The sequence below is a fragment of the Sphingomonas aurea genome, from assembly GCF_030678875.1.
Taxonomy (GTDB): Bacteria; Pseudomonadota; Alphaproteobacteria; order Sphingomonadales; family Sphingomonadaceae; genus Sphingomonas; species Sphingomonas aurea.
Genome location: NZ_JAUUDS010000006.1, coordinates 165,166 through 190,494, shown reverse-complemented (window position 1 = coordinate 190,494; position 25,329 = coordinate 165,166). Strand labels below are relative to the sequence as shown.

Annotated in this window: 22 protein-coding genes and 1 tRNA gene; 10 read left to right on the top strand and 13 right to left on the bottom strand. The window is 68.7% G+C overall.

Annotation, left to right across the window (positions count from 1 at the left end; translation table 11 throughout):
• The first annotated feature begins 75 nt into the window (after positions 1-75).
• Complete coding sequence (locus tag Q5H91_RS12470; protein ID WP_305173732.1) at positions 76-849, top strand: enoyl-CoA hydratase; 774 nt, start codon at positions 76-78, stop codon at positions 847-849.
• A 64-nt stretch (positions 850-913) separates the two neighbouring features.
• Positions 914-1,783, top strand: a complete 870-nt coding sequence (gene mmsB / locus Q5H91_RS12465) for a 3-hydroxyisobutyrate dehydrogenase (RefSeq protein WP_305173731.1) — start codon at positions 914-916, stop codon at positions 1,781-1,783.
• 473 nt (positions 1,784-2,256) lie between these two features.
• Here mmsB and Q5H91_RS12460 read toward each other — a convergent pair whose 3' ends face one another.
• The 3 genes from Q5H91_RS12460 to Q5H91_RS12450 all read right to left on the bottom strand — a co-directional run bounded on the left by Q5H91_RS12460 (position 2,257) and on the right by Q5H91_RS12450 (position 5,639).
• Positions 2,257-2,967, bottom strand: a complete 711-nt coding sequence (locus Q5H91_RS12460; protein WP_305173730.1) for a FadR/GntR family transcriptional regulator — start codon at positions 2,965-2,967, stop codon at positions 2,257-2,259.
• 102 nt (positions 2,968-3,069) lie between these two features.
• Positions 3,070-4,062 (bottom strand): AraD1 family protein, encoded by a 993-nt coding sequence (gene araD1, locus Q5H91_RS12455; protein WP_305173729.1) that lies wholly within the window; start codon positions 4,060-4,062, stop codon positions 3,070-3,072.
• Positions 4,059-5,639, bottom strand: a complete 1,581-nt coding sequence (locus Q5H91_RS12450; RefSeq protein ID WP_305173728.1) for an aldehyde dehydrogenase (NADP(+)) — start codon at positions 5,637-5,639, stop codon at positions 4,059-4,061. Before Q5H91_RS12450 ends, araD1 begins: the two co-directional genes overlap by 4 nt.
• Before the next feature lie 289 nt (positions 5,640-5,928).
• Between Q5H91_RS12450 and Q5H91_RS12445 the strand changes: the two genes are divergently transcribed.
• Positions 5,929-7,470 (top strand): alpha-N-arabinofuranosidase, encoded by a 1,542-nt coding sequence (locus Q5H91_RS12445; protein ID WP_370655261.1) that lies wholly within the window; start codon positions 5,929-5,931, stop codon positions 7,468-7,470.
• The gene (locus tag Q5H91_RS12440) at positions 7,467-8,807 is read left to right on the top strand and encodes a family 43 glycosylhydrolase (protein WP_305173727.1); all 1,341 of its coding nucleotides are present in this window, start codon (positions 7,467-7,469) and stop codon (positions 8,805-8,807) included. The genes Q5H91_RS12445 and Q5H91_RS12440 overlap by 4 nt, the downstream gene beginning before the upstream one ends.
• Before the next feature lie 148 nt (positions 8,808-8,955).
• Here the strand turns inward: Q5H91_RS12440 and Q5H91_RS12435 are convergent, their stop codons facing one another.
• From Q5H91_RS12435 to Q5H91_RS12420, 4 genes are all read right to left on the bottom strand, one after another.
• A complete protein-coding gene (locus Q5H91_RS12435) occupies positions 8,956-9,897 on the bottom strand; it encodes a Gfo/Idh/MocA family protein (protein ID WP_305173726.1) in 942 nt (313 codons plus the stop codon).
• Positions 9,894-10,550: a 2-dehydro-3-deoxy-6-phosphogalactonate aldolase gene (locus tag Q5H91_RS12430; protein WP_305173725.1), complete on the bottom strand. Its 657-nt coding sequence runs from the start codon at positions 10,548-10,550 to the stop codon at positions 9,894-9,896. Before Q5H91_RS12430 ends, Q5H91_RS12435 begins: the two co-directional genes overlap by 4 nt.
• The gene (locus Q5H91_RS12425) at positions 10,547-11,431 is read right to left on the bottom strand and encodes a 2-dehydro-3-deoxygalactonokinase (protein ID WP_305173724.1); all 885 of its coding nucleotides are present in this window, start codon (positions 11,429-11,431) and stop codon (positions 10,547-10,549) included. Before Q5H91_RS12425 ends, Q5H91_RS12430 begins: the two co-directional genes overlap by 4 nt.
• A 105-nt stretch (positions 11,432-11,536) precedes the next feature.
• Positions 11,537-12,004 (bottom strand): Lrp/AsnC family transcriptional regulator, encoded by a 468-nt coding sequence (locus tag Q5H91_RS12420; protein ID WP_305173723.1) that lies wholly within the window; start codon positions 12,002-12,004, stop codon positions 11,537-11,539.
• A gap of 99 nt (positions 12,005-12,103) precedes the next feature.
• On the opposite strand from Q5H91_RS12420, the gene ald reads away from it, so the two are divergent.
• Positions 12,104-13,204, top strand: a complete 1,101-nt coding sequence (gene ald / locus Q5H91_RS12415) for an alanine dehydrogenase (RefSeq protein WP_305173722.1) — start codon at positions 12,104-12,106, stop codon at positions 13,202-13,204.
• Between the two features lie 10 nt (positions 13,205-13,214).
• On the opposite strand, the gene Q5H91_RS12410 is transcribed toward ald, so the two are convergent.
• Positions 13,215-13,364, bottom strand: coding sequence for a hypothetical protein (locus Q5H91_RS12410; protein ID WP_305173721.1), 150 nt, complete (start codon positions 13,362-13,364; stop codon positions 13,215-13,217).
• 78 nt (positions 13,365-13,442) lie between these two features.
• On the opposite strand from Q5H91_RS12410, the gene Q5H91_RS12405 reads away from it, so the two are divergent.
• Positions 13,443-13,667: a hypothetical protein gene (locus Q5H91_RS12405; RefSeq protein ID WP_305173720.1), complete on the top strand. Its 225-nt coding sequence runs from the start codon at positions 13,443-13,445 to the stop codon at positions 13,665-13,667.
• Positions 13,668-13,906: 239 nt separating this feature from the next.
• Here Q5H91_RS12405 and Q5H91_RS12400 read toward each other — a convergent pair whose 3' ends face one another.
• The 4 genes from Q5H91_RS12400 to Q5H91_RS12385 form a co-directional block, all read right to left on the bottom strand.
• Positions 13,907-14,959 carry a hypothetical protein gene (locus Q5H91_RS12400; RefSeq protein WP_305173719.1) on the bottom strand — a complete coding sequence of 351 codons (1,053 nt, stop codon included), beginning with the start codon at positions 14,957-14,959 and terminating at the stop codon, positions 13,907-13,909.
• A gap of 921 nt (positions 14,960-15,880) precedes the next feature.
• Positions 15,881-15,955, bottom strand: a tRNA-Thr gene (locus Q5H91_RS12395).
• 167 nt (positions 15,956-16,122) lie between these two features.
• A complete protein-coding gene (locus Q5H91_RS12390; RefSeq protein ID WP_305173718.1) occupies positions 16,123-17,931 on the bottom strand; it encodes an aminopeptidase P family protein in 1,809 nt (602 codons plus the stop codon).
• Positions 17,932-17,969: 38 nt separating this feature from the next.
• The gene (locus Q5H91_RS12385) at positions 17,970-18,590 is read right to left on the bottom strand and encodes a retropepsin-like aspartic protease family protein (RefSeq protein ID WP_305173717.1); all 621 of its coding nucleotides are present in this window, start codon (positions 18,588-18,590) and stop codon (positions 17,970-17,972) included.
• A gap of 261 nt (positions 18,591-18,851) precedes the next feature.
• On the opposite strand from Q5H91_RS12385, the gene Q5H91_RS12380 reads away from it, so the two are divergent.
• From Q5H91_RS12380 to Q5H91_RS12365, 4 genes are read left to right on the top strand one after another with little or no spacing between them, the layout of a single operon-like run.
• Positions 18,852-20,915 (top strand): S9 family peptidase, encoded by a 2,064-nt coding sequence (locus Q5H91_RS12380; protein ID WP_305173716.1) that lies wholly within the window; start codon positions 18,852-18,854, stop codon positions 20,913-20,915.
• A 1-nt stretch (position 20,916) separates the two neighbouring features.
• On the top strand, positions 20,917-21,480 hold the full coding sequence (locus tag Q5H91_RS12375; RefSeq protein ID WP_305173715.1) for a DedA family protein: 564 nt from the start codon (positions 20,917-20,919) through the stop codon (positions 21,478-21,480).
• Complete coding sequence (locus Q5H91_RS12370) at positions 21,477-21,866, top strand: acyl-CoA thioesterase (protein WP_305173714.1); 390 nt, start codon at positions 21,477-21,479, stop codon at positions 21,864-21,866. Before Q5H91_RS12375 ends, Q5H91_RS12370 begins: the two co-directional genes overlap by 4 nt.
• Complete coding sequence (locus tag Q5H91_RS12365; protein WP_305173713.1) at positions 21,863-22,351, top strand: methylated-DNA--[protein]-cysteine S-methyltransferase; 489 nt, start codon at positions 21,863-21,865, stop codon at positions 22,349-22,351. Before Q5H91_RS12370 ends, Q5H91_RS12365 begins: the two co-directional genes overlap by 4 nt.
• Positions 22,352-22,514: 163 nt before the next feature.
• Here Q5H91_RS12365 and ppc read toward each other — a convergent pair whose 3' ends face one another.
• Positions 22,515-25,211, bottom strand: coding sequence for a phosphoenolpyruvate carboxylase (gene ppc / locus Q5H91_RS12360; protein WP_305173712.1), 2,697 nt, complete (start codon positions 25,209-25,211; stop codon positions 22,515-22,517).
• Positions 25,212-25,329: the final 118 nt, after the last annotated feature.

Below are 25,329 nucleotides of genomic sequence, written 5' to 3'. Positions count from 1 at the left end.
ATCATCTGCGGCAAGGCGCGTGCGTAGTGACGGAAAGGCCCCAGCCTGCGCCGGGGCGACGAATTGGAGAGTGTCGTGACCTACGAAACCATCATCGTCGAGCAGCGCGGGGCGGTGACCTTGGTCACGCTCAACCGGCCGCAGGCGCTGAATGCCCTCAACGGCCAGGTGCTGGACGAGCTGCTGGCCGCGATGGCGGCATTCGATGCGGATGCGTCGCAGGGCTGCGCCGTCGTCACGGGATCGGCCAAGGCGTTCGCGGCGGGTGCCGATATCAAGGAGATGCAGGCCCAAGGCTTCGCCGCGATGTACGGCCACGACTTCTTCGCCGGCTGGGACCGCTTTACCCGCACGCGCAAGCCGATCATCGCGGCGGTCGCCGGATACGCGCTTGGCGGCGGGTGCGAGCTGGCGATGATGTGCGACTTCATCCTGGCCGCCGACACCGCGAAGTTCGGCCAGCCCGAGGTGAAGCTGGCGGTGTCGCCGGGCATGGGCGGGTCGCAGCGGCTGGCCCGCGCGGTCGGCAAGGCCAAGGCGATGGAGATGTGCCTGACCGGCCGGATGATGGACGCCGCCGAGGCGGAGCGCGCCGGGCTGGTCAGCCGTATCGTGCCGGCCGACGAGCTGGTCGAGGAGGCGGTAAAGACCGCCGCGACCATCGCCGCGATGGCGCCGCTGGCGGTGCTGGCGAACAAGGAAATGGTCAACATGGCCTTCGAGTCGGGGTTGGCGGCGGGCGTGCAGTTCGAACGCCGGCTGTTCCACGGCCTGTTCGGCAGTGCCGACCAGAGCGAGGGCATGGCGGCCTTCGTCGAGAAGCGGGCCGGGGTCTGGACGGGGAAATAGGCCGCCCCATCGTCGTCCCGGTGGACGCCGGGATGACGGACAGCGGTGAAGGCAGGAGAGAGACATGACACGCATCGCATTCATCGGGCTGGGCAATATGGGCGGCGGCATGGCCGCGAACCTGGCGAAGGCGGGGCATGACGTGCGTGCGTTCGACCTTTCGGCCGAGGCGCTGGCGCGAGCGGAGGCGGCAGGGTGTCTGGTGGCGGACAGCGCAGCGGCGGCGGCGGATGGGGCAGAGGCGGTCGTCACCATGCTGCCCGCCGGCCGCCACGTCGCCGAGGTCTATGAAACGATCTTTGCCGGGCTGCCCGCCGGGGCGCTGTTGATCGACTGCTCGACGATCGACGTCGCCACCTCGCGGGCCGTGGCCGAGGCGGCGCAGGCACGCGGACTGGCGGCGGTGGACGCGCCGGTATCGGGCGGGATCGCGGCGGCAACGGCGGGCACGCTGACCTTCATGGTCGGTGGCAGCGAAGACGCGTTCGCGAGGAGCCAGCCGGTGCTGGCGGCGATGGGTAAGGCGGTCATCCACGCCGGCGCCAATGGCGCGGGGCAGGCGGCCAAGATCTGTAACAACATGATCCTGGGTGCGACGATGATCGCGACGTGCGAGGCGTTCGCGCTGGCGGACAAGCTGGGGCTGGACGCGCAGGCGTTCTACGACATCGCCAGCGTGTCGTCGGGGCAGAGCTGGTCGATGACGAGCTATTGCCCAGTGCCGGGGGTCGGCCCGACGACGCCGGCCGACAAGGACTATCAGGGCGGGTTCGCGACCGCGCTGATGCTGAAGGACCTGCGCCTCGCCATGGCGGCGGCCAAGGACGCCGGTGCCGACGTGCCGATGGGATCGCGCGCGGCAGAGCGGTACGAGGCGTTCGCAGCGGCGGGGAATGAGGGGCTGGATTTCTCCGCGATCATCCGGAGTTTGTGACCTGATCGTCGCCCCAGCGCAGGCTGGGGTCTTTCCTGGCGGGATCGACATCCGGCGTAACAGGCCATGTTTCGTCATCCCCGCGGAGGCGCGGATCCGAAACCTCTGACGTCGCGGCTCTGCAAGCAGCCTCCGCGCGTCTGGATGCTCGCCTTCGCGGGAAGGACGACAGGGCGTGTCAAAGGCCTGCGATGCTGAATGTCGATCGGCCCTCGAGTGTGATCCACGCGTTTGCCTCGCCGGCCTTCGCCGGGGAGGTGCTTCGGTTTCGGTGGATCACGCTCCAGGGCTGGTGTTTCGCTGTCCCATGGGGAGATCCCAGCTTTCGCTGGGGTGACGGTTCAGGCTTGAAGGGGAACTGCCGTGCAGCGGTCGTGGAGGGGTGTCGCGGATCATGGTGGCGCGTCTCCTCGTCAGCGGGGACACCCCTCCGTCAGCGCTGCAGGCTGCCACCTCCCCTTGCAGGGGAGGATCTACGCCCGTTGCTGCAGGCCCATGTCCTCGATCGCGAGGCGCAGTAGCTCGACCATCACCGACCGCGCCGTATCCGCGTCGCGTGCGACGATCGCCTCGTACACGCGGACATGGTCGGGCAGCGGGTTGCGCGGCAGCTGGCGGCGGCGCTGCTTGAACTCGGTGGTCCAGCGGACGGCGGCCCCGACGGTGCTGGCGAGCGCGGTCAGCGGTTCGTTGCGGGCGGCGGACAGGACCACGCGGTGGAAGCGCTGGTCGGCGGCGCGACCCTCCGGCGAGGCGAGGCCGGTCTTCTCCATGAGGTCGAGCGCCGCCTTCATTTCGGCGAGATCGTCGTCGGAGCGGCGACGCGCGGCGAAGGCGCAGGCGGCGGGCTCGATCACCGCGCGCAGCTCGAACAGGTCCTGGATGAAGTCGGGATCCGGCTCTCCCTCGAACGTCCAGGCGAGGACGTCGGGGTCGAGGAGGTTCCAGCGGTCGCGCGGGGTGACGCGGGTGCCGGCCTTGGGGCGGCTCTCGACCAGCCCCTTGGCAGCGAGGATGCGGATCGCCTCGCGATAGGCGGAGCGCGAGACGCCGAGCGCCTCGCTCGCCTCGATCTCGCCACCGAACACGGTGCCGGGACGGCGGCGGCCACCGACGATCTCAACGCCGATATCATGCGCGATGGTGCCGTGGATGCGGGGCGATACGATGCGACTGCCCTTCACTGATCCTCCCCTGCCCGCAGCGCGGCGTCGATTATGACCGCGATGCTACAAGACCCCCGCCGCGGGTGGAAGGGGGCCGGCACCACCCGATCAAACACGCATTCAGATGGTGCGGACGGTGGCGTTGCCCGCCGGCGCCACGGCCAGCGGATTGCGCACCGGCAGGGTGAAGGGAGCGGCCTCGACCTCGAACACGTCGCCCGGCTCGGTCTTGATCCCATCGCTGAACGACAGGGTGGCGGTGCCGAAGAAATGGACGTGCAGGTCGCCGGGGCGGCGGAAGCCGGCATATTTGAAGTGGTGATGCTCCAGATTGGCCAGCGCGTGCGACATGTTCGCCTCACCCGAGACGAACGGCTTTTCCCACAGCACCGTATCGCCACGGCGGATCCGGCTGGTGCCGCGAATGTCCTGCGGCAGGTCGCCGAGTAGCAGCTCCGGCCCCAGCGCGGCGGGGCGCAGCTTGCTGTGCGCGAGCCACAGATAATTGCCCCGCTCGGTGACATGGTCGCTGAACTCGTTGCCGAGCGCGAAGCCGATGCGGACCGGCGTGCCGGCATCGTCGATCAGGTAGATGCCGGCGATCTCCGGCTCCTCACCGCCGTCGAGCGCGAAGTCGGGCATGGCGAGCGGCTCGCCCGGCGCGACCAGGATCGCGCCGTCGCCCTTGTAGAACCATTCAGGCTGTGCGCCGATGCCGCCGTCCGCGGGCTTGCCGCCCTCGACGCCCATCAGGAACATCTTCATCGAGTCGGTCGGGGCCGGGTTCTCGGCCGCGCTGCGGTGCATCTTGTCACGCCCCTCGGCCGAGCCGAGATGGGTGAGGCCGGTACCCGAGACGAGCAGGTGCGCGGCGTCCGCATGGTCGATCGGCGAGAGCAGACGGAGCGCCGACAGGTCGACCGCGTCGCCCAGCCGTGCCCCGGCATGGGCGGCCAGCGTCTCGCCGGCGGCCATCGCTGCTTGTGCGAGCGCCAGCGTCGTGGTCGCAGCCGTCACGCGGCGAGCGCCGTCCGGGCCGATCGCGGCGACGCCGCGGGTGCCGTTCTCTTCGAACTGGACGAGGAGGGTCAATTTGGGACTGGTGATGCTCATCGCGGCGATCCTTCGCGCTGGCCCTCGACGCGCCGGGCGACGCCCCAGGGATTGGCCTCCGCGATCGCCGGCGGCAGCAGCGAATCGGGCAGGTTCTGGAAGCAGACGGGCCGCAGGAAGCGATAGATGGCAGCGGCGCCGACCGAGGTGCTGCGCCCGTCGCTGGTCGCCGGGAAGGGGCCGCCATGGACCATGGCGTGGCTGACCTCGACACCGGTCGGCCAGCCGTTCGCCAGGATGCGGCCGACGCGCGCGGCGACGATGGGGACGAGCGCGCGGGCGTCGTCCTGATCGCCCTCATCCATCTGGAAGGTCGCGGTCAGCTGCCCCTCCAGGCTGGCGACGACGCGGCCGATCTCGGCCATGTCGCGGCAGCGGACGACGATCGCCGACGATCCGAACACCTCGTGGCCCAGCGCGCGGTCGGCGAGGAACGCCTCCGCGTCCGCCTGGAACAGTGCGCCGACCGCCTGGTTCACGCCCTCGCCGACGCGACCGCGCGCGACGGTGGTGACGGCGTTGTGCCCGGCCAGCGCGTCGACGCCCTGCTCGAAGCTGGAATGGATGCCCGGCGTCAGCATGGTGGCGGGCTGGCTGTCGGTCAGTGCGGCGCCGGCGGCGGTGACGAAGGCGTCGAGCGCGGGCGAGCCGATCGCCAGCACCAGGCCGGGATTGGTGCAGAACTGGCCGGCGCCCATGGTCAGCGACTGGACGAAGGCGGTCGCCATCGCCTCTCCCCGTGCCTCCAGCGCGGCAGGGAAGAGGATCACGGGGTTGATGCTCGACATCTCGGCATAGACGGGGATCGGCTCCTCGCGGCCCGCGGCGATGCGGACGAGGGCGAGGCCGCCGCCGCGCGAGCCGGTGAAGCCGACCGCCTTGATCGCCGGATCGGCGACGATCGCCTCGCCCAGCGCGTTGGTTTCGCCCGGCAGGTAGGAGAAGACGCCGGCGGGCAGGCCAGAGGCGTCGACCGCGGCGCGGATCGCGCGGGCGACCAGCTCACCCGTGCCGGGATGCGCCGGGTGGCCCTTGACCACGACGGGGCAGCCCGCGGCGAGCGCCGAGGCGGTGTCGCCGCCAGCGACCGAGAAGGCGAGCGGGAAGTTGGACGCGCCGAACACCGCGACCGGGCCGATCGCCAGGTTGACGCGGCGCAGGTCGGGGCGGGGCAGCGGCGCGCGATCGGGCAGCGCCGGGTCGATCGTTGCGTCGAGCCAGTCGCCCTGGCGCACCACGCTGGCGAACAGGCGCAGCTGGCCGACGGTGCGACCGCGCTCACCCTCCAGCCGGGCGCGGGGCAGGCCGCTCTCGGCCATGGCACGCTCGATCAGCTCGTCGCCGATGGCCAGGATCTGCTCGGCAATCGCCTCGAGAAAGGCGGCGCGATCCTCTGGCGTGGTGGCGGAATAGGCGGGGAAGGCCGCCGCCGCCAACGCACAGGCATCAGCCGCCGCGGATGCGTCGGCAGAGGAGAAATCGGGGGTCAGCGTCTCCCCCGTGGCGGGGTTGACAGAGGTAAAGCGCGCCGTCGCCTGCCGTATCTCCGCACCGACTAGAATCGAGCCGTCGATCATGTGAATCCTCTCAGCAATTAACTCCGACATAATAGCCGGGGGCGGTGCTGGCAACCTCGTATGTTGCGCAGTACCACGAGAGGGGGCGTTTGTGACAAAACGGTCAGAACATCCTTGCAAAGCGCCAAATCCGAGATATTGTCGGACAAGAAGCGCGCCCGACGCGCCGGTATGAAGGGGAACTGTGGATGAGGCCGTTGCGCGTTTCGACCGCCCCCCGCTCGCCTGCCCCGGCATTTCCATGTCCCATCCCACCCGCGCGCCCTGTCGACGCCACGGAGAAGCATTGATGTTCAGGAAGATACTTGCCGCCGCGCTGCTGCTGACGGCGGCGCCCGTCATGGCGCAGGAGACGACCGATACTGTCACCGTCCATGGTGACCGGCCGGCGCCCAAGTTCGACAAGCGCATCTTCGGCCAGTTCGCCGAACATCTGGGCACCGGCATCTATGGAGGCATCTGGGTCGGCAAGAACAGCCGCATCCCGAACGTGAACGGCTATCGCCGCGACGTGCTGGACGCGCTGAAGGCGATCCGGGTGCCGGTGATCCGCTGGCCGGGCGGCTGCTTCGCCGACGAATATCACTGGCGCGAGGGGATCGGCGATCCCAAGTCGCGCAAGGTCAAGATCAACACCCATTGGGGTGGCGTGACCGAGGACAATGCGGTCGGCACCCACGAGTTCATGAACTATTCGGAGATGGTCGGCGCCGAGCCGTACGTATCGGGCAATCTCGGCAATGCACCGCCCTATGAGATGGCGGAGTGGGTCGAGTACATGACCTCGCCGACCGGATCGAGCCTGGCCAAGGAGCGTGCGGCGAACGGACGCAAGACGCCGTGGAAGCTGCCGCTGTTCGGGCTGGGCAACGAATTGTGGGGCTGCGGCGGCAACATGCAGCCCGAATATGCCGCCAACGAGACGCGCCGCTACAGCACCTTCGTCAAGATGCCGGCGGGTCAGCAGGTGATGAAGGTCGCAAGCGGCGCCAACGCCGACGACTATAACTGGACCGACGTGATGATGCGCGATGCGGGCGGTCATTTCGACGCGATCGGCGTGCATTACTACACCATCCCGTATGACTGGGGTCACAAGGGGTCGGCGACCGGCTTCGACGAGGATCAGTGGGCGCGCACGCTCGCCAAGACGTTGAAGATGGACGAGTATATCACCAAGCACGCCCAGCGTATGGACAAGCATGATCCGCAGAAGCGGGTCGCGATGTTCGTCGACGAGTGGGGCACCTGGTACGATCAGGAGCCGGGCAGCCATCCGGGCTTCCTGTACCAGCAGAACAGCTTGCGCGACGCGATGGTCGCCAGCCTGAACTTCGACATCTTCGCGCGCCACACCGATCGCCTGCGCGGCGCCAACATCGCGCAGATGGTCAACGTGCTGCAGGCGATGATGCTGACCGACGGCAACCGCATGGTGAAGACCCCGACCTATTGGGTGTTCGACCTGTACAAGGACTATCAGGACGGCATCGTCCTGCCGGTCGAGGTGCAGTCGCGCTGGTACAACAAGAACGAGTGGACGCTGAAGGCGGTCAGCGCCAGCGCGGTGCGCGGCACCGACGGGGCGGTCCATCTGGGCCTGACCAACGTCGATCCCAATCGCCCGACGACGGTGACGGTGAAGCTGGACGGGGTGACCGGTGCTGGCGTGACCGGCCGCATCCTGACTGCGCAGGCGATGGACGCGCACAACACCTTCGACGCGCCCGACACGGTGAAGCCGGCGGCGTTCACCGGGGCGACGCTGGCGGCGGGCACGCTGACGGTGACGCTGCCGGCCAAGTCGATCGTGATGCTCGACATCAAGTGATCCGCGCAGGCGTCGTCGCGGCGGCGATGGCCTCGGCAGCGACCCTGGCGGTCGCGGCCGAGGCGCCGACCCCGCGCTGGGACCAGCGCGGGGACCGCAATCCGCTGATCCCCGGCTATTTCGCCGACCCGTCGATCGTCCATGATGACGGGCGCTGGTACATCTTCGCGACGATCGACCCGTGGGGTGACGACCGGCTGGGGCTGTGGACCTCGACCAACGGGCGCGACTGGACCTTCTCGGCGCCGGAATGGCCGACCAAGGCGGCGGCGACCAGCCCGACCTCTGGCGATGCCAAGGTCTGGGCGCCATCGGTGGTCAAGGCGGCGAACGGCCGCTGGTACATGTACGTCTCGGTCGGGAACGAGGTGTGGGTCGGCACCGCGCCGGCACCGGCCGGGCCGTGGCGCGACGCGAACGGCGGCAAGCCGCTGATCGCCAAGGCGTTCGCCCCGGCATACCACATGATCGACGCAGAGGCGTTCGTCGACGCGGACGGCCAGGCCTATCTCTACTGGGGATCGGGCTGGAACTGGACCAACGGCCACTGCTTCGCGGTGAAGCTGAAGCCCGACATGGTGACGTTTGACGGCGTGCCGCGCGACGTGACGCCGCCCGGCTATTTCGAGGGGCCGTTCATGGTCCGATCGGGCGCGCACTACCTCCTGACCTTCAGCGACGGCAAGACGACCGAGGACAGCTACCGCGTAAACTACGCCATCGGCGATTCGCCGCTGGGGCCGTTCCGGGCCGGGCCGGGCAGCCCGATCCTGTCGACCGACGCGAAGCGCGATGTGGTCAGTCCTGGCCACCATGCGGTGTTCCGCTCGGGCGGGCAGCCGTACATCCTCTACCACCGGCAGGCGCTGCCCTGGCCGCGGAGTGGCGATGAGGTGCTGCGCCAGATCGCGGTGGACCCGCTGACGATCAACGCCGACGGCACCATCGCGCGCGTCGTGCCGAGCCATGGCAGTGCCGTGAACGGCTTCGCGGCCCAGCGCCAGGCGGGGTTGCGCTGGATGCCGGTAGGCGAGGGCGCGTCGGCGGCGGACGACAATTACGCGACGCTGTGGCGTGGATCGGGCGAGCGGCCGGCGCTGGTCGCCGACCTTGGACAGGTACGGCAGCTGCGCGAGAGCGAGCTGCGGCCGGAGTTTGCGACGAAGGGCTATCGGTTCGCGGTCGATGCTTCGGACGACGGGCGCCAGTGGCGGCCGGTCGCGGCGATGGCCACGGCCCAAGGTTCACCGATCCAGGTGCGGCACCCGGTCAGGGCGCGGTACCTGCGTGCGACGTTCGAGGGGCCGGCGGCGTTGTGGGAGTGGGTGATCCGATAGCTCCCTGATCCTCCCCTGCAAGGGGAGGTGGCATGGCGCAGCCATGACGGAGGGGTGTCACCGGCGGCCGGTCCGAGCCTCGCTCGCCGCGACACCCCTCCACCATCGCTTCGCGGCGATCCCCTCCCCTTGCAGGGGAAGGTTTCATTCACTCGACGAACGGCTCCACAGTCTCGCGCTTTCCGCGCAGGAAGGCGTCGGCGACGTGGCGCAGCGGGGCGACGTCGACATCGCTGGTCCCGGCACGGATCACCTCGGCGAAGCGGGCGTAGAGGCCGGGATATTCGCCGTGCAGCCCGTCCGCCTGGGTCGGCGTCTCCCCGGTCGGCAGCGTCAGGGTGGCGCCGCCATCGGCCAGCCGCAAAATGCCCTGGTCGGTCTCGACGACGATGTCCCAGTGCTGCGGCCCTTCCTGCCGCCAGTCGAAATCGGCGGCGATCGGCACGCCGGCATCGTCGCGGAAGTTCAGCCGCGCGGCGATCGGCGCCTGGCGGTTGGCGGGTACGTCGAGCACCGCATCCTCAAGGAAGAAGGGGCGCGGCAGGATACGGGTGACGATCGACAGCGCGTTGATCCCGGGATCGAACACGCCGAAGCCGCCCGCCGCCCAGATCCACTCCTGCCCCGGATGCCAGACGCGCACGTCCTCGCGCCAGGTCACGGTGACGCGCTGGATGGTGCGTGCCGCCAGCCACGCGCGCGCCGGCTCGACGCCGTGCGCGTAGCGCGAGTGCCAGCTGGCGAACAGGCTGGCGCCGGCCGCCTGCGCGGCATTCTCCAGCGTCACCACCTCGGCCAGCGTCGCGCCGGGCGGCTTCTCGAGGAAGACGTGCCACCCTTGCGCCAGCGCCGTTGCGGCGATGGCGCGGCGGACCTGGGGCGGGGTGCAGAGCGCGACCGCATCGACCACCGGGCCGCTGGCGATCAGCGCGTCGATATTGGGGAACAGCGGCAGGTCGCCGACAGGCTCGCCGCTGCGGCTGACCGTGGCGACAAGATCGAAATCGGGGTTGGCGGCGATCGCGGGCAGATGCTGGTCGTTGGCGATCTTGCCCATGCCGATGACGGCGAGACGGATGGGGGCGGTCATGCGCGCACCGCCTGGACGAAGGCGGCGGCATCGCGGCCGACATCGGCGGCGGGCTTGCCGGGCTTGTAGAGGTTGGAGCCGAGGCCATAGCCGTCGGCGCCCGCCGCGCGCCACGCCGGGATCGTCTCGGGCGAGACGCCGCCGACCGCCAGGACCTTCACGGTCTTGGGCAGCACGGCGCGCTGCGCCTTCAGCATCGCCGGGGTGGTGCCGTCCGCCGGGAAGAGCTTCAGCGCGTGGGCACCCGCCTTCAGCGCAGCGAATCCTTCGCTGGGGGTGAAATAGCCCGGCAGCGAGACGAGCCCGGCAGCGGCGCTCGCCGCGATCACGGTGGTGTCGGTGTTGGGCGAGACGATCAGCGTGCCGCCGGCGGCTTGGACCTGCTCGATCTGCGCGGTGGTCAGCACCGTGCCGGCACCGATCATCGCCCGCTCGCCGACCGCGGCGACCATGCGGGCGATGCTGTCATAGGGATCGGGTGAGTTCAGCGGCACCTCGATCAGGGTAAAGCCCGCCTCGACCAGCGCGACAGCGACCGGCTCCGCCTCGGCCGGGGTGATGCCGCGCAGGATCGCGACCAGCGGGCAGGCGGCGAACGCCTCGTCGAACCGCCGGAGCAACGCGCCCCCGCGGTCGGTATTGGACTCGGTCAAGAGATCAGCTCCCGAAGGTGATGGATGCCCGCCAGGAAGGCGGCGTGGCTGTCGACCCGAACCGCCGTCCCGCCCAGCGCGGCGATGGCGGCGGCGTAGAGATCGGCGAGGTTGCCGTCGGCGAGCAGGTGGACGGTGCCGATCGCACCCCCCGCCCCTTGCGAACCGACATCGGCGCCGATCAGGATGCCGCTGGCATAGGCGGCGGCGTCCTCGGCTGCGCGGCGACCGAGCAGCACGCCGGCACGCACCTCGAACAGCGCGACGGTCAGGTCGGCGGCACCGGCGCCGCGCGCCAGCCCGTCGCGGAAGGCGGGGCCGTCCGCGACCGACCCGCCGAGCATGCCGGCGAGGATGCCATGGTCGCGGAGCAGCGCGAACAGCTCGCCGGTCATCGCGGTGGCGAAGCCGGTGATCCGGCCGGCTTCCGTCCGCACCCACTTGTTGTGGGTGCCGGGCTGGCAGAACAGAGCGTCGGCGGGCGCGAGGCCGGCGGCGACGGCGCCTAGCACCTGCACCTCCTCACCGCGCATCACGTCGGCGCGGGTGTCGGTCAGCAGCGAGACGCCGGGGACGATGGTGAAGCGTTGATCGTCCAGCACCAGCGCCGCCGCGGCGAGTCCGGCGGCATCGACGGGCGCGGCGACATAGGGCGCCTCGTGCCAGCCGCGAGTCGAGCCGACCATGCCGGCGGCGATCACCGGCAGGTCGCCGTAGCGCGCGCGCAATGCCTCCAGCTCCGCCGGATACTCCTCGCGCCCCACCGCCAGCACGCCGCGGTCGTCGCGCATCGTGTCCAGCATCGCGCCATCATCGGCCATCAGATAGGCGCGACGGTTGGTGGTGCCCCAGTCGAGCGCGAGATAGGCGCCGCGGCTCATGCGCGCACCATGCCCGTCGCCCGGCCGAGGGGCGTGCCGCTGACTCTCCCGATCATGGCGAAATTGTAGGACAATAGGTGCGATGTCGCAAGCGGTGATCGGTGTTTAGTCGCGGCGCACGACCTCGCGGATCACGAAATGGGAGGCGAGGCGGGTGACGCCGGGCAGGCGCGACAAGGTTTCGCGATGGACGCGCTCGAACGTGTCGTCGCGGCGGATCTCGACGTGGAGGAGATAGTCGGCCTCGCCGCTCATCAGGAAGCACTCGCGCACCTCGGGACACTCGACGATGCAGCGCTCGAACGCGGCCATGGTCTGCTCGGTCTGGTCGCGCAGCGTGACGTTGACCAGCACCGATCCCGGATGGCCGCGTGCCGCCTTCGACAGGACGGCGCGGAAGCCGGTGATATAGCCGCGCTCGCGCAACTGCCCCAGCCGCCGGTGCGCGGCGCTCGGCGACAGGCCGACCCGCTCGCCGAGCGCGGCGCTGGTCAGGTCCGAGTCCGACGCCAGCTGGTCGAGGATGCGCGTGTCGAACGCGTCCAGTATCTCGTCCCGCTGATCGACCGTCATGCGGGATTATCTCTCGCCTTGTGGCAATGGGCAAGACGTGATCGCACACACTTCCCGCCCGATCGGAGCTATTCTCCCGCCATAATCTAGGAGGGTTGCATGAAGGTCGGTGTTCCGAAGGAGATCAAGAATCACGAGTATCGCGTCGGGCTGACCCCGCCGTCGGTGACCGAACTGGTCGCCGCGGGGCATGAGGTGGTCGTCCAGACCGGGGCGGGCATGGGCATCGACTTCTCCGACGAGGACTATGTCGCCGCCGGCGCCACGATCCTGTCGACCGCTGCCGAGGTGTTCAAGGCCGCCGACATGATCGTGAAGGTCAAGGAGCCGCAGCCGCAGGAGGTCGCGATGCTCGAGCCGCGCCACCTGCTATTCACCTATCTCCACCTCGCCGCCGACAAGCCGCAGGCCGAGGGGCTGATGAAGTCGGGCGCGACCTGCATCGCGTACGAGACGGTGACCGCGCCGCGCGGCGGCCTGCCGCTGCTGAAGCCGATGAGCGAGGTGGCGGGGCGCATGTCGGTGCAGGTCGGCGCGCATTATCTGGAGAAGGAGCAGGGCGGTCGCGGCATCCTGTTGGGTGGCGTGCCCGGCGTCGCGCCGGCCAAGGTCGCGATCCTGGGCGGCGGCGTCAGCGGCATCAATGCCGCGCAGATGGCGGTCGGCATGCGCGCCGACGTGACCATCTACGACATCAACAACGACCGGCTGGCCGAGCTGGACATGTTCTTCTCCAGCCAGATCAAGACCGCCTACGCGTCGAAGGCGGCGATCGCGGCGGCGGTGAAGAACGCGCATCTGGTGATCGGCGCGGTGCTGGTCCCCGGTGCCGCCGCGCCCAAGCTGGTCACGCGCGAGATGATCGGCACGATGAAGCGCGGCGCGGTGATGGTCGACATCGCGATCGACCAGGGCGGCTGTTTCGAGACGTCGCGCCCGACCACGCACGAGGACCCGGTGTTCGAGGTCGACGGCGTGATCCAGTATTGCGTCGCCAACATGCCGGGCGCGGTGGCGCGGACCAGCACCTTCGCGCTCAACAACGCGACTTTGCCCTTCGCGCTGAAGCTGGCCAATCTGGGGGCCGAGGCGGCGATGAAGGCCGACCCGCACCTGGCCAACGGCCTGAACGTGTCGGGCGGCAAGATCCGCCACGCCGCCGTCGCCGAGGCGCTGGACCTGCCGTTCGAGGCGGCCTGACGCCGGGACGTTATCCGGTCGAGGGCGCCCCTGCGATGCCCTCGACCGTCGCCCGATGCTCCGCCATCATCGCCAGCCAGCGGCGGCGCAGCACGGCGCGGCGTTCGGGATAGCGTTCGTCGAGGAAGGTGACGTCGCCGAGCCGGTCGGTGCGGAACATGCGAAAGTCGCCGCGCAGCTGACCGACGTGGAGTATGATCGGTATCAGGAATTCACGGGCAAGATCGCCAAGCCTCGCTTGGACGAGCTGGTGCAGACCGGTGATTGGCGCAGCATGTCCGACGAGGACAAGCAGGATGCGGTTAGCGGGCTGATGAAAGCGGCGCGCAAGGAAGCGAAGGAGTATCTGTTCGGTGCGCCAGCGAAGCAGCCCAAGCGTCTGCGGCGGTCACTCCCCGCGCTACCTGAAGGCTTTAAGGTGGACGAGATGCCGCCGCTTCCGGCCGGATTTACGATGGACTAGTACCGGATGGGCCGAACCGGCGGTATATGAAGCTGCCCCTCAAGCGGCATGCAACACGCCTCTACGCCCACGCTTGCTCCGATTAAGCATTGAGCTCGTGCGGGCACCCACCAACTGGTGGTATTCGGCTGCTTCGGCATCTGACCAACCTGGGTTGATCATGCGTGCTATGAGGGCGTCAATGCGACGATCAATCGTCGCTTCGCGGGCCAGTGTCCCACCGGGATTGTGCATGATGGTCACGTTGCCCTCCCACGGTTGAACATGCGATGAAGGATATTGGTAAAGCCGTTAGTGACCGCCTTGGTTCCTTCGTCGTCCTCTGTATCTGGCAGCGAAGGGGCAGTGCTGGCAAGTGTCGAAATGCGTGAGTACGCTGCTGCGGCCAGCGCGATGATGCCTGCCAATTCTTTTACAACCACGTCTGGACGCATCGCTGCAAATGCGTCTGCGTTGAAGTGTGCGAGCTGGTCGCTCGTAGCAACCACCACCCCCCAAGGATGGGAGCGCCCGTCTAAACGGACGGGGGACGCCGCCATTGAGCGGTACAGATCAAGGTCATCCTCCTTTGACGCATTCGCTTTGGTGCCGAAAAGCTCTTTCAAGCCTGGCCTGGTCAGATCGGGGATCACAACCTCGCAGCTATTGGCATAGCTTGCGCCTGCAATGCCTGTTCCCGCCTCCCATGAGCGGGCGTTATCCAACGAGCATTCAATCGCGCGGCTTGTAGCTACAGGCGTTAAGAATGTCCGATGTGCCGATGAAACAGCTTGATACACCGTGATGGTCCATCGGTGGCTTGACTGGAAGCCCATGGCCACACGGAGATTGCGAGAGCTGGCCTTCAGAAGAGCTTGCATGAATTGCACCTCAGTTCCAGCCGGCGCGACAAGCACGCTTTCAATCAACGCCCTCATCAACGATAGCGATTCAACGAGTTGGATCGCCTGCTCATGCTCCATTTCAAGGACGTCGATCTGTGTGAGGTCAGCTTGCGCAATGCGAGCCGCTTCGACCGCCTCATGCGCCTTCGCCAATTCATCAGCCCCGTCTTTATCCGCGAAGCCCAGAACGAACGATAGGACTGCCACGACGATTGAAGCGGAGATCCCGCAAACTTGCGCCGCGGTCGCCTTCCCGCTTTCAAAATCCGTGAACTGGCTTACGCCAGCAACACCAGCGAAGATGGGAACGAGGGCAACCTTACCCCAAAAACTAAGACCCGCCATTCGCTTGCCTCGATCGCGAAAAAGGCCGGACACCTCAGAAGACAATTGTTTTAGGTCAATCATGCGGTGTTTGACGCCTCCTCCGCTGCGCATACGCCGCTGCAGGAAGGGAAGCGTCAAGAGGTCGCTACATCTCCCAGCCGCATGGCAGCCAGCAGACCGCCGCTGTCCGGGGCAGCGGTCGCTAAGCCTAAGCGTGCCGGGCGTTCGCTGCGTGCGCTTCCGGAGGGAGTCGATAATGCCCCGCCTCTGCCTGAGGGGTTCAAGCTAGACCGTTAAGACGCGAGGGGTTGCAGCTTCTTTGATCGTCTGCCTCTATCGAGCAATGAAGATTGCAGATGCTGTAGGGGCGTATGGTGCAGCGCTAAGCACGTTTGTGGCTTACCGGCAGTGGCGCGCCGCTCGACCGCGCCTGACGATTACAACAGTACCCGCATACAACAGCCCGAGCTTTGACCCCCCTGGCCAATTTGTTCGTGCCAATGTAGCCAATCATGGAAGCGGGCCGGTCTATGTCAGGCACGCCTCACTTGCGCTGATTATGGATTGGGGGAACTGGCGTAAGCGCCTGGGCTCGTTCCTTCGAAGTGGGGATTGGCGGCGTTCAGAGCGCCTAGGTTTGGCGCTACCGGCCGGAACTATCGTATCGCCTGCACTGCCGGCTTCGATCGAGGCGGGGCAGTCGATCGTCATTTGGCTCCCCTTCAAGGAGTATGAACATTTGCGCTACGGGCCTCGGGTCCGTGGGCTCCAGTTCATGATGCAGGATCAAGTCGACAGAACGACCTACAGCAAGCCGGTTCCCGCATTTGGCGCGCCTGCGCTGCCTCGGGAAGACACGCCGCTTGGCTGATCTGCTGCAACTGCAGCGCTACAGGCGCGCCGGAACAGGATTCTGGTTGCCGGCCTTCTCCCGTCATTATCCGATTCGAAGGAGACCCCGTGTGGGGGTGAACCGTTTCCAGCTAAGTCTCTGAGAAGAAATGGTGCTGCCGGTGAGGATTGAACTCACGACCTCAGCCTTACCAAGGATGCGCTCTACCACTGAGCTACGGCAGCACTCGCCCAACGGCGGAAGCGCGCCTAGAGACGAGGTGGCGACGATTGTCAAGGCGATAGGCGAAGATGGGTGAGAAGGACGACCGGGCGGAACGGCTGGCGGCGCAGCTGCGCGCCAACCTGCGCCGGCGCAAGGCGCAGGCCCGCGCCGGCAGCCAGGGGAGCGATCAGGCGGCGGCGAGCGGCGCGCATTTGCCGGCCAGCCAGGAGGCGTCCTCGGCCGGCAACAGCGGCGAGAGTGCCGATGACACGGTGGCGTGATAGGCGTCGACCCAAGCGCGCTCGCTGTCGGTGAGGAGCGTGGGGTCGATCAGGGTGCGCTCGATCGGGGCCAGGGTCAGGGTGTCGAAGCCGAGCATGGTCCGGTCGGGATCGCCACCGGCGATGGCGCGCGGCACGGTCAGGACCAGATTTTCGATGCGGATGCCGTACGCGCCCGCCTTGTAATAGCCCGGCTCGTTCGACAGCATCATGCCCGCGCGCAGCGGCTCCAGTGCCTGGCCGCCGGGATAGTTGGGCGCGGCGATCCGCTGCGGCCCCTCATGCACCGAGAGATAGGCGCCGATGCCGTGGCCGGTGCCATGGCCGTAGTCGAGCCCCGCTTCCCATAGCGGCCGCCGGGCAAAGGCATCGATATGGCCGCCGACCGTACCGTCCGGAAACACCGCGGTGGCGATGGCGATATGGGCGCGCAGCACGCGGGTGAAGCGGTCGCGCATCTCTGCGGTCGGCGCGCCGATCGGCATCACCCGGGTCACGTCGGTGGTGCCATCGGCATATTGCCCGCCCGAATCGATCAGGAAGAGCTGGCCGGGCAGGATCGGCGCGTTCGATTCGGGCGTGACGTGATAGTGCGGGATCGCACCGTGCGCGCCGGTCGCCGAAATGGTCGCGAAGCTGGTGTCGCGCAGCAGCCCGCCCTCCTGCCGGAAGGCGAGCAGGCGGGCGGCGGCGGACAGCTCGGTCTCGGTGCCGGCGGGGCAGGTCGCCTCGACCCAGCGCAGGAAGCGGGTGAGGGCGGCGCCGTCGCGCAGCGAGGCGGCGCGGTGGCCGGCGACCTCGGCGGGGTTCTTGATCGCCTTGGCGAGGAGGATGGGGTCGCGCTCGGCGACCAGGGTCGCACCGCCGGCGGTGAGCGCGGCGGCGATCGCGGTGACCGCGCCCTTGGGATCGAGCGCGACGCGGCGGCCGGCGAAGCCGCCCAGCGCCGCCGCGAAGCCGGCGCGGTCATGGATGCGGACCGAGTTGCCGAGGTGCTGGCGCACCGCGTCGCGGACCTTTTCCGGTGCGACATACAGGTCGGTCGCGCCATCGGCGTGGAGGATCGCGAAGGACAGGGCGACCGGCGTATGGTCGACATCGCCGCCGCGGACGTTGAGCAGCCAGGCGATCGAGTCGAGCGCAGACACCACCACCGCATCGGCGCCGCGCCCCACGAGCCAGTCGGCGATCGCGGCGCGCTTGGAGGCCGAGGAGGCGCCGGCGACCGCATCGTCCTGCACCGCCAGCGGCGCGGGCGAGGGGGCAGGGCGGTCGGTCCAGATCGCGTCGACCGGGTTGGCATCGACGGCGACGAGTACGGCGTCGCGCCCGGCCAGCGCCCTGGCCGCCTCCTCTACCCATGCGGCGGTGTGGAGCCACGGATCGTAGCCGATCCGCGCGCCGGCGGGCGCGTGTTCGGCCAGCCAGTCGGCGGGTGATATTTCAGGGATGCCGACGAACTGCCAGTCGGCGGCGTCGACCTGCTCGCGCACCTGGATGGTGTAGCGGCCGTCGGTGAAGATCGCCGCGCGGTCGGCGAGGATGACGGCGGTGCCCGCCGATCCGCCGAACCCGGTCAGCCAGGCGAGACGCTGCGCGTAGCCGCCGACATATTCGCTCAGATGCTCGTCGGTGAGGGGGACGACGAAACCGTCCAGCCGCTGGCGGGCGAGCTGGTCGCGAAGGGCGGCGAGGCGGGCGCTATGGTCGGTCATGATCGCGACCATAGCCGCGCGCGGCGGGGCGCGACAGGTCAGCCGGCGGTCGCCTGCGGGTGATGAGGTTCGAGGATCAGGGTGTTGTCCTCGACCCGCCAGGATTTCAGCCGCGACAGAAAATTCATGCCGATGACGTCCATGTCGCCGAACGCGGGCGAGACGACGACCGACAGGTCGCGCGCGACGATATTGCCCAGGCGCAGTTCCGGCACGGTCGCGGTCTGCGCCTGGACCGATCCGTTGGCGGTGCGCAGGACGACCGGCACGATGCCGTCGCTCGGGGTCAGGCCCGCCGCCGCGGCGGTACCGGTGGAGATGGCGGTAACGGTCGCGCCGCTGTCGATCAGCATGCGCCGCTCGGTCCCGCCCAGTTTCACGCGCACCCAGAAATGGCCGTCCGAACTCATCCGGATACGCATCGTGTCGCCGACGACGCGCTGGTCGTCGAGCTTCAGGAAGGTGGCGATGCGGGCCAGATACGGGTCGACCATCGCCCGCTCTCCCAGCACCGTGACGAGGAGCAGCGCGAGCGCGCCCCAGGTGGCGAGGCGCACCAGCCCGCCGATCACCGGCACCCGCCGCGCGACCAGGATCACCACGACCAGCGCGGCGGCGAGGATATACGGGACGGGGGCGGACCCGGAGAGTGGGAACATGATGCCGTTGTAGCTGGGGCGGGCTGTATGGGATGTGAAGGGGTTGCGCCCGTTCCGTCATTCCCGCGCAGGCGAGAATGACGGTTTGCTCCTTATCGTCATCCCGGCGAATGCCGGGACCCATGGACACGGTGCCGCCAGCGTTTGCGCACAGGCAGCGGCAACATCGAACCCATGGATCCCGGCGTTCGCCGGGACGACGAGAAGGGACCGACCGGATTCAGCTGTCGCTAAGGCGCAGCCGCGCTATGGGCCTGGGGGATGAGCGAATCCCTTCAGCCCCCCGTTGCTCCGCGCAAGCCGCATGTCTTCACCGTCCATGGCACCCAGGTCGAGGACCCCTATGCCTGGCTGAAGGACCCGGCCTATCCCGAAGTCACCGACGCCGCGGTGCTGGACTACCTCAAGGCCGAGAACGCCTATTTCGAGGGGGTGATGGCGCCGCACCGGCCGCTGGTCGACCGGCTCTACGAGGAGATGAAGGCGCGGATCAAGGAGGACGATTCCTCCGTCCCGCAGAAGGATGGCGACTGGCTCTACTGGACCGCGTTCGAGACCGGCGGTCAGTACCGCAAATGGTGGCGCAAGCCGGTGGCGGGTGGCCCCGACCAGCTGCTGCTCGACGAACCGGCGCTGGCCGAAGGCAAGGAATATTTCCGCCTCGGCGCGTTCGCGGTCAGCAATGGCGGACACCTGCTCGCCTACGCCATCGACGATAACGGGTCCGAGCGGTTCACGGTGCGGGTCAAGGATCTGGCGACCGACCGGGATTTGCCCGAGACGATCCCGGACATGCTGTCCGACATCGTCTGGACCGCCGACGACAGCGGCTTCCTCTACGGCGTCGCCAACGACCAGTGGCGCACCGACAATGCACGGCTCCACCGCCTGGGCACACCCGTCGCCGACGATGTCGAGCTGTACCGCGAGGCGGACGAGGGTTTCCGCGTGTCGGTCGGCGAGACGAGCGCGCGCAACTGGATCGTCATCGCGACCGGCGACCACAATACCAGCGAGATCCGCCTGGTGCCGGCGAACGACCCGACCGCAACGCCGATCCTGGTCGCGCCCCGCAAGGAGGGCCGCGAGTATGATCTGGACGAGCATGACGGCACCCTGTTCATCCACACCAACGACACCGACCCGCAGTTCCGCCTGTGCACCGCGATGCTGGCGGCGCCCGGCGACTGGCACGAGCTGATCGCGCCGTCCCCGCATTTCTACATGACCGGGGTCGAGTGTTTCCGCGACTTCTTCGTGGTCGAGGGGCGCGAGGACGGGCTCGATCAGATCGCGATCCACCGCTACGACGCCCCTACCGCCGGGCACCGGATCGCGTTTCCGGAAGGAAGCTATGCCGCGGGCACCGGCGACAATCCCGAATATGCGATGGACGTGCTGCGCATCGGGTATGAATCGATGGTCACGCCGGGCACCGTCTATGACTATGACGTCGCCGCCGACACGCTGACCGTCCGCAAGGTGCAGGAGATCCCGTCGGGCTATGACGGGGCGAAGTACCGGACGGAGCGGGTGAAGATCGCCGCGCGCGACGGCACCGAGGTCCCGGTGTCGATCGTCTATCCGGCCGGGTTCCGGCGCAACGGGACGGCGCCGCTCTACCTCTATGCGTACGGCGCCTACGGCATGGCGATCCCGCCGGGCTTCTCGACCGGGCGGCTCAGCCTGCTCGACCGCGGCTTCGCCTTTGCCATCGCGCATATCCGGGGCGGCGACGACTTGGGCCAGCAATGGTATCATGACGGCAAGCTGGAAAAGCGCACCAACACCTTCAACGACTTCGTCGATGTCGCAAAGGGGCTGGTCGCCGCCGGCTGGACCGCCCCCGGGCGGATCGCGATCGCCGGCGGATCGGCGGGCGGCGAGCTGATGGGCGCGGTGGTCAATTCGGACCCAGAGCTGTGGGGCGCGGTGGTGGCGGACGTGCCGTTCGTCGACGTGCTCAACACCATGCTCGATGCCGACCTGCCGCTGACGCCGGGCGAGTGGCCCGAATGGGGTAACCCGATCGAGGACAAGGCGGCGTTCGACCTGATCCGATCGTACAGCCCGTACGACAATGTCGTCGCGCAGGACTATCCGCCGCTGTTCATCACCGGCGGCCTGAACGACCCGCGCGTGACCTATTGGGAACCGGCGAAATGGGCGGCAAAGCTGCGCAGCGTCAAGACCGATGCCAACCTGCTGCTGCTGAAGATCAACATGGGCGCCGGGCACGGCGGCAAGTCGGGCCGGTTCGAGTCCCTGCGCGAGATCGCCGAGGAGCACGCCTTCGTCCTGTGGCAGCTGGGTGTAGAGGAATAGGGTGACGGTCGAGTCGATCCTGTCGCAATACGGCCTGATCGCGCTGTTCTTCGGCGCAGGGCTGGAGGGCGAGACGGTGGTCGTCACGGGCGGCGTGCTGGCGCATCGCGGCATCGTGCCGCTGCCCGCCGCGATGGCGGTGGCGGTGGCGGGATCGTTCGTCGCGGATCAGCTCTTCTTCCTGCTCGGCCGCCGGTATCGCCAGCACCCGCGCGTGCAGCGGATCATGGCGCGCCCCGCCTTCGCCCGCGCACTGGCAACGTTCGAGCGGCATCCGACCGTGTTCATCCTCGGCTTCCGCTTCCTCTACGGCGTGCGGACGATCAGCCCGATCGCGATCGGCACCACATCGGTGGCGCAGCGGCGCTTCATGGCGCTGAACGCGGTGGCGGCGACGGTGTGGGGCGTGGGGTTCACCAGTGTCGGCTACTGGTTCGGCAGCGGCTTCGATGCGCTGGTCGACCGCTATCGGCCGAGCGGCACCACGCTGATCCTGACCGCAGCGGCGCTGGCCGCGGCGGTGCTGGCGGTCGGGCAGCTGCGACGCTGGCGGAGGAGCGCGTGAGCCATTTCCAGCAGCGCTTCGTCGCGGCGGCGGCCGATATCGACGAACTGGGGCACGTCAACAATGCCGTCTGGGTGCGCTGGATCCAGGATATCGCCACCGCGCACTGGGCGGCGGTGGCGCCGGCGGAGCATCAGGCCGCCTATGTCTGGGTCGTGACCCGGCACGAGGTCGATTATCGCGGCAATCTGGGCGAGGGCGAAGGGGTGACGGCGGAGACCTGGGCGGCCAGCCCGCGCGGCGCGCGGTTCGACCGCCACGTCCGCTTCACCGGAGACGACGGGCGGGTGAAGGTAGAGGCGGTGACGACCTGGGCGCTGATCGACCGCGCGACCGGGCGGCTGCTGCGCGTGCGCGACGACATCGCCGCGCCGTTCCTCGCATGAGCTTCGCCGTCATGGCCTCGCCAGTCGGCGCGCTGACGCTGGTCGCGACCGCGGCGGGGCTGGCGGCGGTGCTGTGGGAGTGCGACGACGGCGCCCGCGTGCGGCTGGACCATGGCGGCCATGATCCGGATCATCCGGTGCTGTCAGCGGCGACGGCGCAGCTAGCCCAGTATTTTGCCGGCCAGCGGCGCACGTTCGACCTTCCCCTCGCGCCCGCCGGCACGCCGTTCCAGCAGCAGGTCTGGGCGGCACTCCGCACGATTCCCTGGGGCGAGACGCGCAGCTACGCCGCGATCGCCACCGCGATCGGCCGACCGACCGCGATCCGCGCGGTGGGGGCGGCGAATGGCCGCAACCCGCTGTCGATCGTCGTCCCGTGCCACCGCGTCATCGGCAGCAACGGCGCGCTGACCGGCTTTGCCGGCGGGCTCGCAGCCAAGGACCTGCTGCTGGGGATCGAGGGGCGGCAGCGCGCACTGGTCTGAGCCGCACTCGGCGGTTCGCCGCAGGATCGCCACATTCCGACACAATCCGGCAAGGTTTTCGGGATAGGACGGTCTTGCAGCGGACGCCGTCCGCTGTACACATTCACGTGTGTCACTACGGGCTGGGGGCGGCGATCCATTCCGGATCGCCGCCCTTGGTTTTTCAGCCCGAGTTGCGCAGCGCGGTGGCGATCGCATTGATCGACAGCAATATGCCCTCGCCGATGCGCGCGTCGCTGTCCCCGGCGCGGTGGCGCTTCATCAGTTCGATCTGCAGCAGGTTGAGCGGCTCGATATAGGGCAGGCGCAGCCGGATCGAGGCGTCGAGCGCGGGGTGTTTCTCCAGCAGGCGCGACTGGCCGGTGATGCCAAGCAGCCCGTCATGCGTCTGCTGCCAACCGGTCTGGATCCGGTCGAAGAAGGGGTGCAGTTCGGCGTCGACCAGTCCGGCATAGCGTGCGGCGATCGCCATGTCGGACTTGGCGAGCACCATCTCCATGTTCGCCAGCGTCGCGGCGAACAGCGGCCAGCCCTCTGCCATTTCGGCGAGCAGCCCCTTGTCGGCGAATCGGTCGATCGCCTGCCCCACGCCGTACCAGCCGGGCAGCATGACGCGCGCCTGCGCCCAGCTGAATACCCAGGGGATGGCGCGCAGGTCCTCGATCCGGTCGGACTTGGTGCGGCTGGCCGGGCGGCTGCCGATCTTCAGGTTCGCGATCTCGGCGATCGGCGTCATCTGGCGAAAGAAGGTGCGGAACCGATCGTCGCCATAGACCAGGTCGCGATAGGCGGCGAAGGCATCCGTCGACAGCGCGTCCATCGCCGCGGCGAAGGCGGCATTCTCCGCATTCGACAGTCGCACCGGTTCCAGGCTGGCGAGGAGGGCGGCGGACGAGATCGCCTCCAGATTGGTCGCCGCACTCTCGCGCGTGCCGTATTTGGCGGCGATCACCTCGCCCTGCTCGGTGATGCGGATGCGGCCCTGCACGGTGCCGGGCGGCTGGGCGCGGATCGCGGCAAAGGCCGATCCGCCGCCGCGCCCGACCGCGCCGCCACGGCCGTGGAACAGCTGCATGCCGACGCCCGCCGCCTCGAACACCGGCGCCAGCGCGGTCGACCCCTTGGACAGGCCCCAGGTCGAGGTCAGGTAGCCGCCATCCTTGTTCGAGTCGGAATAACCGATCATCACCTCCTGATGGCCGCGCGCCCGTGCGATTGCGGCGACCTCTGGCAGGGCGAGCCAGCGTTCCATGATCGCAGGCGCGGCGTCGAGATCCTCGATCGTCTCGAACAGCGGTACCGCCATGATCGCGGCGTGCGGCGCGTCGCCAGAAGCCTGGCCCGGCCGGTAGAGACCCGCTTCCTTCAGCAGCAGGTTGACCTCGAGGAGGTCCGACACCGACTTGGCCATCGACACGATGTAGACGCGGATCGCGGCGGGGCCGTAGCGGACGTGCGCGGCGGCGGCGGCATCGACGATCGCCAGCTCGGACGCGGTTTCGGGGGTATAGTCGTGGAAGCGGCTGACCAGCGGGCGGGCATTGGCCAACTCGCGGCGGAGCAGCGCGATCCGTGCCTCCTCGTCCAGCGCGGCATAGTCCGCCTCGACCCCGGCGGCGGCGAGCAGTTCGGCGACCGCGCGCTCGTGCACCGCCGAATTCTGGCGCAGGTCGAGCGTCGCGAGATGGAAGCCGAAGACGTCGACCGCGCGGATCAGCCGGCCGAGCGCGCCGCTCGACCCCAGCGTGCCGCCGCCGCCCGCCGCCAGGCCCTTGGCGATCGTGACCAGGTCGGCGCGGAACGCCTGTGGGTCTGCATAGGGCTCGCCGTGCAGGCGGCCGGGGCGGGGCGGGGCCTTGCCGGTCAGCGCCTGGTGCGTGGCGGCGATGCGGGCGTAGATGCCGGAGATCGCGCGGCGGAACGGCTCGTCGCGGCGGCTGGCGGCATCGTCGCCGCTGGCCTCGGCCAGTGCCTCGACACCTTCGTCGACGCGCACCCGGGCCGAGGAGATCGACAGTTCGGCGCCCAGCGCATGGAGCGTGTCGCAGTAATGGGTCAGCACCGCCTCTGCCGAGCGCGACAGGGCGAAGGTCAGCGAGGCGGCGTCGACATGGGGGTTGCCGTCGCGGTCACCGCCGATCCAGCTGCCCGGCCGCAGGAAGCTGGGGCACCGGCGGCCCAGCGCGCGGTCCCAGCGTTGGTAGAGCGCCGGGATGGTCGGCAGGAAGACGTCGTTGAAGTAGGAGAGCGCGGTCTCGACCTCGTCCGCCACGCCCAGCCGTTCCTGGCGCAGCACGCGGGTCTGCCACAGGAGCGCGATCTGGCGGCGGATCGCCTCGTCCACCGCGTCGCCGTCGTCCGTCTCGGTCCGGCCCGCGTCGCGGCACGCCATCAGCGTGGCGATGCGGTTGCGGTGGTCGATCATGCTCTTGCGCCGCACCTCGGTCGGATGCGCGGTCAACACCGGCGCGACCAGCGCGCGGTCGAGAAGGGCGATCACCGCGTCGCGGTCGATACCCTCCGCCGCCAGCCGGTCGAGCGCGGAGGCGAGGTCGGCGCCGTCTTCGGCGGCGAACCCCTGACGATCCTCGGCCAGGTTGGCGAGCATCGAGAACAACATGAAGCCGCGAACGAAGTCGATCGTCTCGTCCAGATCCAGCTTCTCGAGCTGGAGATCGACGGTGCTGCCGTCGCCACGCCCACGGTGCCGCTCGACCGAGGCGCTGCGGATCGTCTCGGTCGCCTCGAACAGCGCGGTGCCGCCATAGTCGCGGATCACGTCGCCGAGCAGCGTGCCCAGGAAGCGAACGTCCGGGTTGTTGGCGATCGGCGGAAGGGAGGTGGGGGACTGGCTGGCCATGGCCGCGATGCTGCGCTGCGGCGCGGGCGGCGTCAATCTTAGGGTGGCGGGTCTACGTATGTTGGTGGGTGCGCGCGGCTCGCCCACCTCTTCGTCATCCCGGCGAACGCCGGGACCC

Excerpts from the sequence above, each read along its gene's own strand:
- Q5H91_RS12380 (WP_305173716.1), top strand. The coding sequence starts at position 18,852 with ATGAGCGAATCCCTTCAGCCCCCCGTTGCTCCGCGCAAGCCGCATGTC.
- Q5H91_RS12425 (WP_305173724.1), bottom strand. The coding sequence starts at position 11,431 with ATGAGCCGCGGCGCCTATCTCGCGCTCGACTGGGGCACCACCAACCGT.
- Q5H91_RS12420 (WP_305173723.1), bottom strand. The coding sequence starts at position 12,004 with ATGACGGTCGATCAGCGGGACGAGATACTGGACGCGTTCGACACGCGC.
- ppc (WP_305173712.1), bottom strand. The coding sequence starts at position 25,211 with ATGGCCAGCCAGTCCCCCACCTCCCTTCCGCCGATCGCCAACAACCCG.
- Q5H91_RS12450 (WP_305173728.1), bottom strand. The coding sequence starts at position 5,639 with ATGATCGACGGCTCGATTCTAGTCGGTGCGGAGATACGGCAGGCGACG.
- Q5H91_RS12385 (WP_305173717.1), bottom strand. The coding sequence starts at position 18,590 with ATGTTCCCACTCTCCGGGTCCGCCCCCGTCCCGTATATCCTCGCCGCC.
- ald (WP_305173722.1), top strand. The coding sequence starts at position 12,104 with ATGAAGGTCGGTGTTCCGAAGGAGATCAAGAATCACGAGTATCGCGTC.
- Q5H91_RS12390 (WP_305173718.1), bottom strand. The coding sequence starts at position 17,931 with ATGACCGACCATAGCGCCCGCCTCGCCGCCCTTCGCGACCAGCTCGCC.
- Q5H91_RS12435 (WP_305173726.1), bottom strand. The coding sequence starts at position 9,897 with ATGACCGCCCCCATCCGTCTCGCCGTCATCGGCATGGGCAAGATCGCC.
- Q5H91_RS12410 (WP_305173721.1), bottom strand. The coding sequence starts at position 13,364 with ATGTTCCGCACCGACCGGCTCGGCGACGTCACCTTCCTCGACGAACGC.
- Q5H91_RS12365 (WP_305173713.1), top strand. The coding sequence starts at position 21,863 with ATGAGCTTCGCCGTCATGGCCTCGCCAGTCGGCGCGCTGACGCTGGTC.
- Q5H91_RS12400 (WP_305173719.1), bottom strand. The coding sequence starts at position 14,959 with ATGATTGACCTAAAACAATTGTCTTCTGAGGTGTCCGGCCTTTTTCGC.
- Q5H91_RS12445 (WP_370655261.1), top strand. The coding sequence starts at position 5,929 with ATGTTCAGGAAGATACTTGCCGCCGCGCTGCTGCTGACGGCGGCGCCC.
- araD1 (WP_305173729.1), bottom strand. The coding sequence starts at position 4,062 with ATGAGCATCACCAGTCCCAAATTGACCCTCCTCGTCCAGTTCGAAGAG.
- mmsB (WP_305173731.1), top strand. The coding sequence starts at position 914 with ATGACACGCATCGCATTCATCGGGCTGGGCAATATGGGCGGCGGCATG.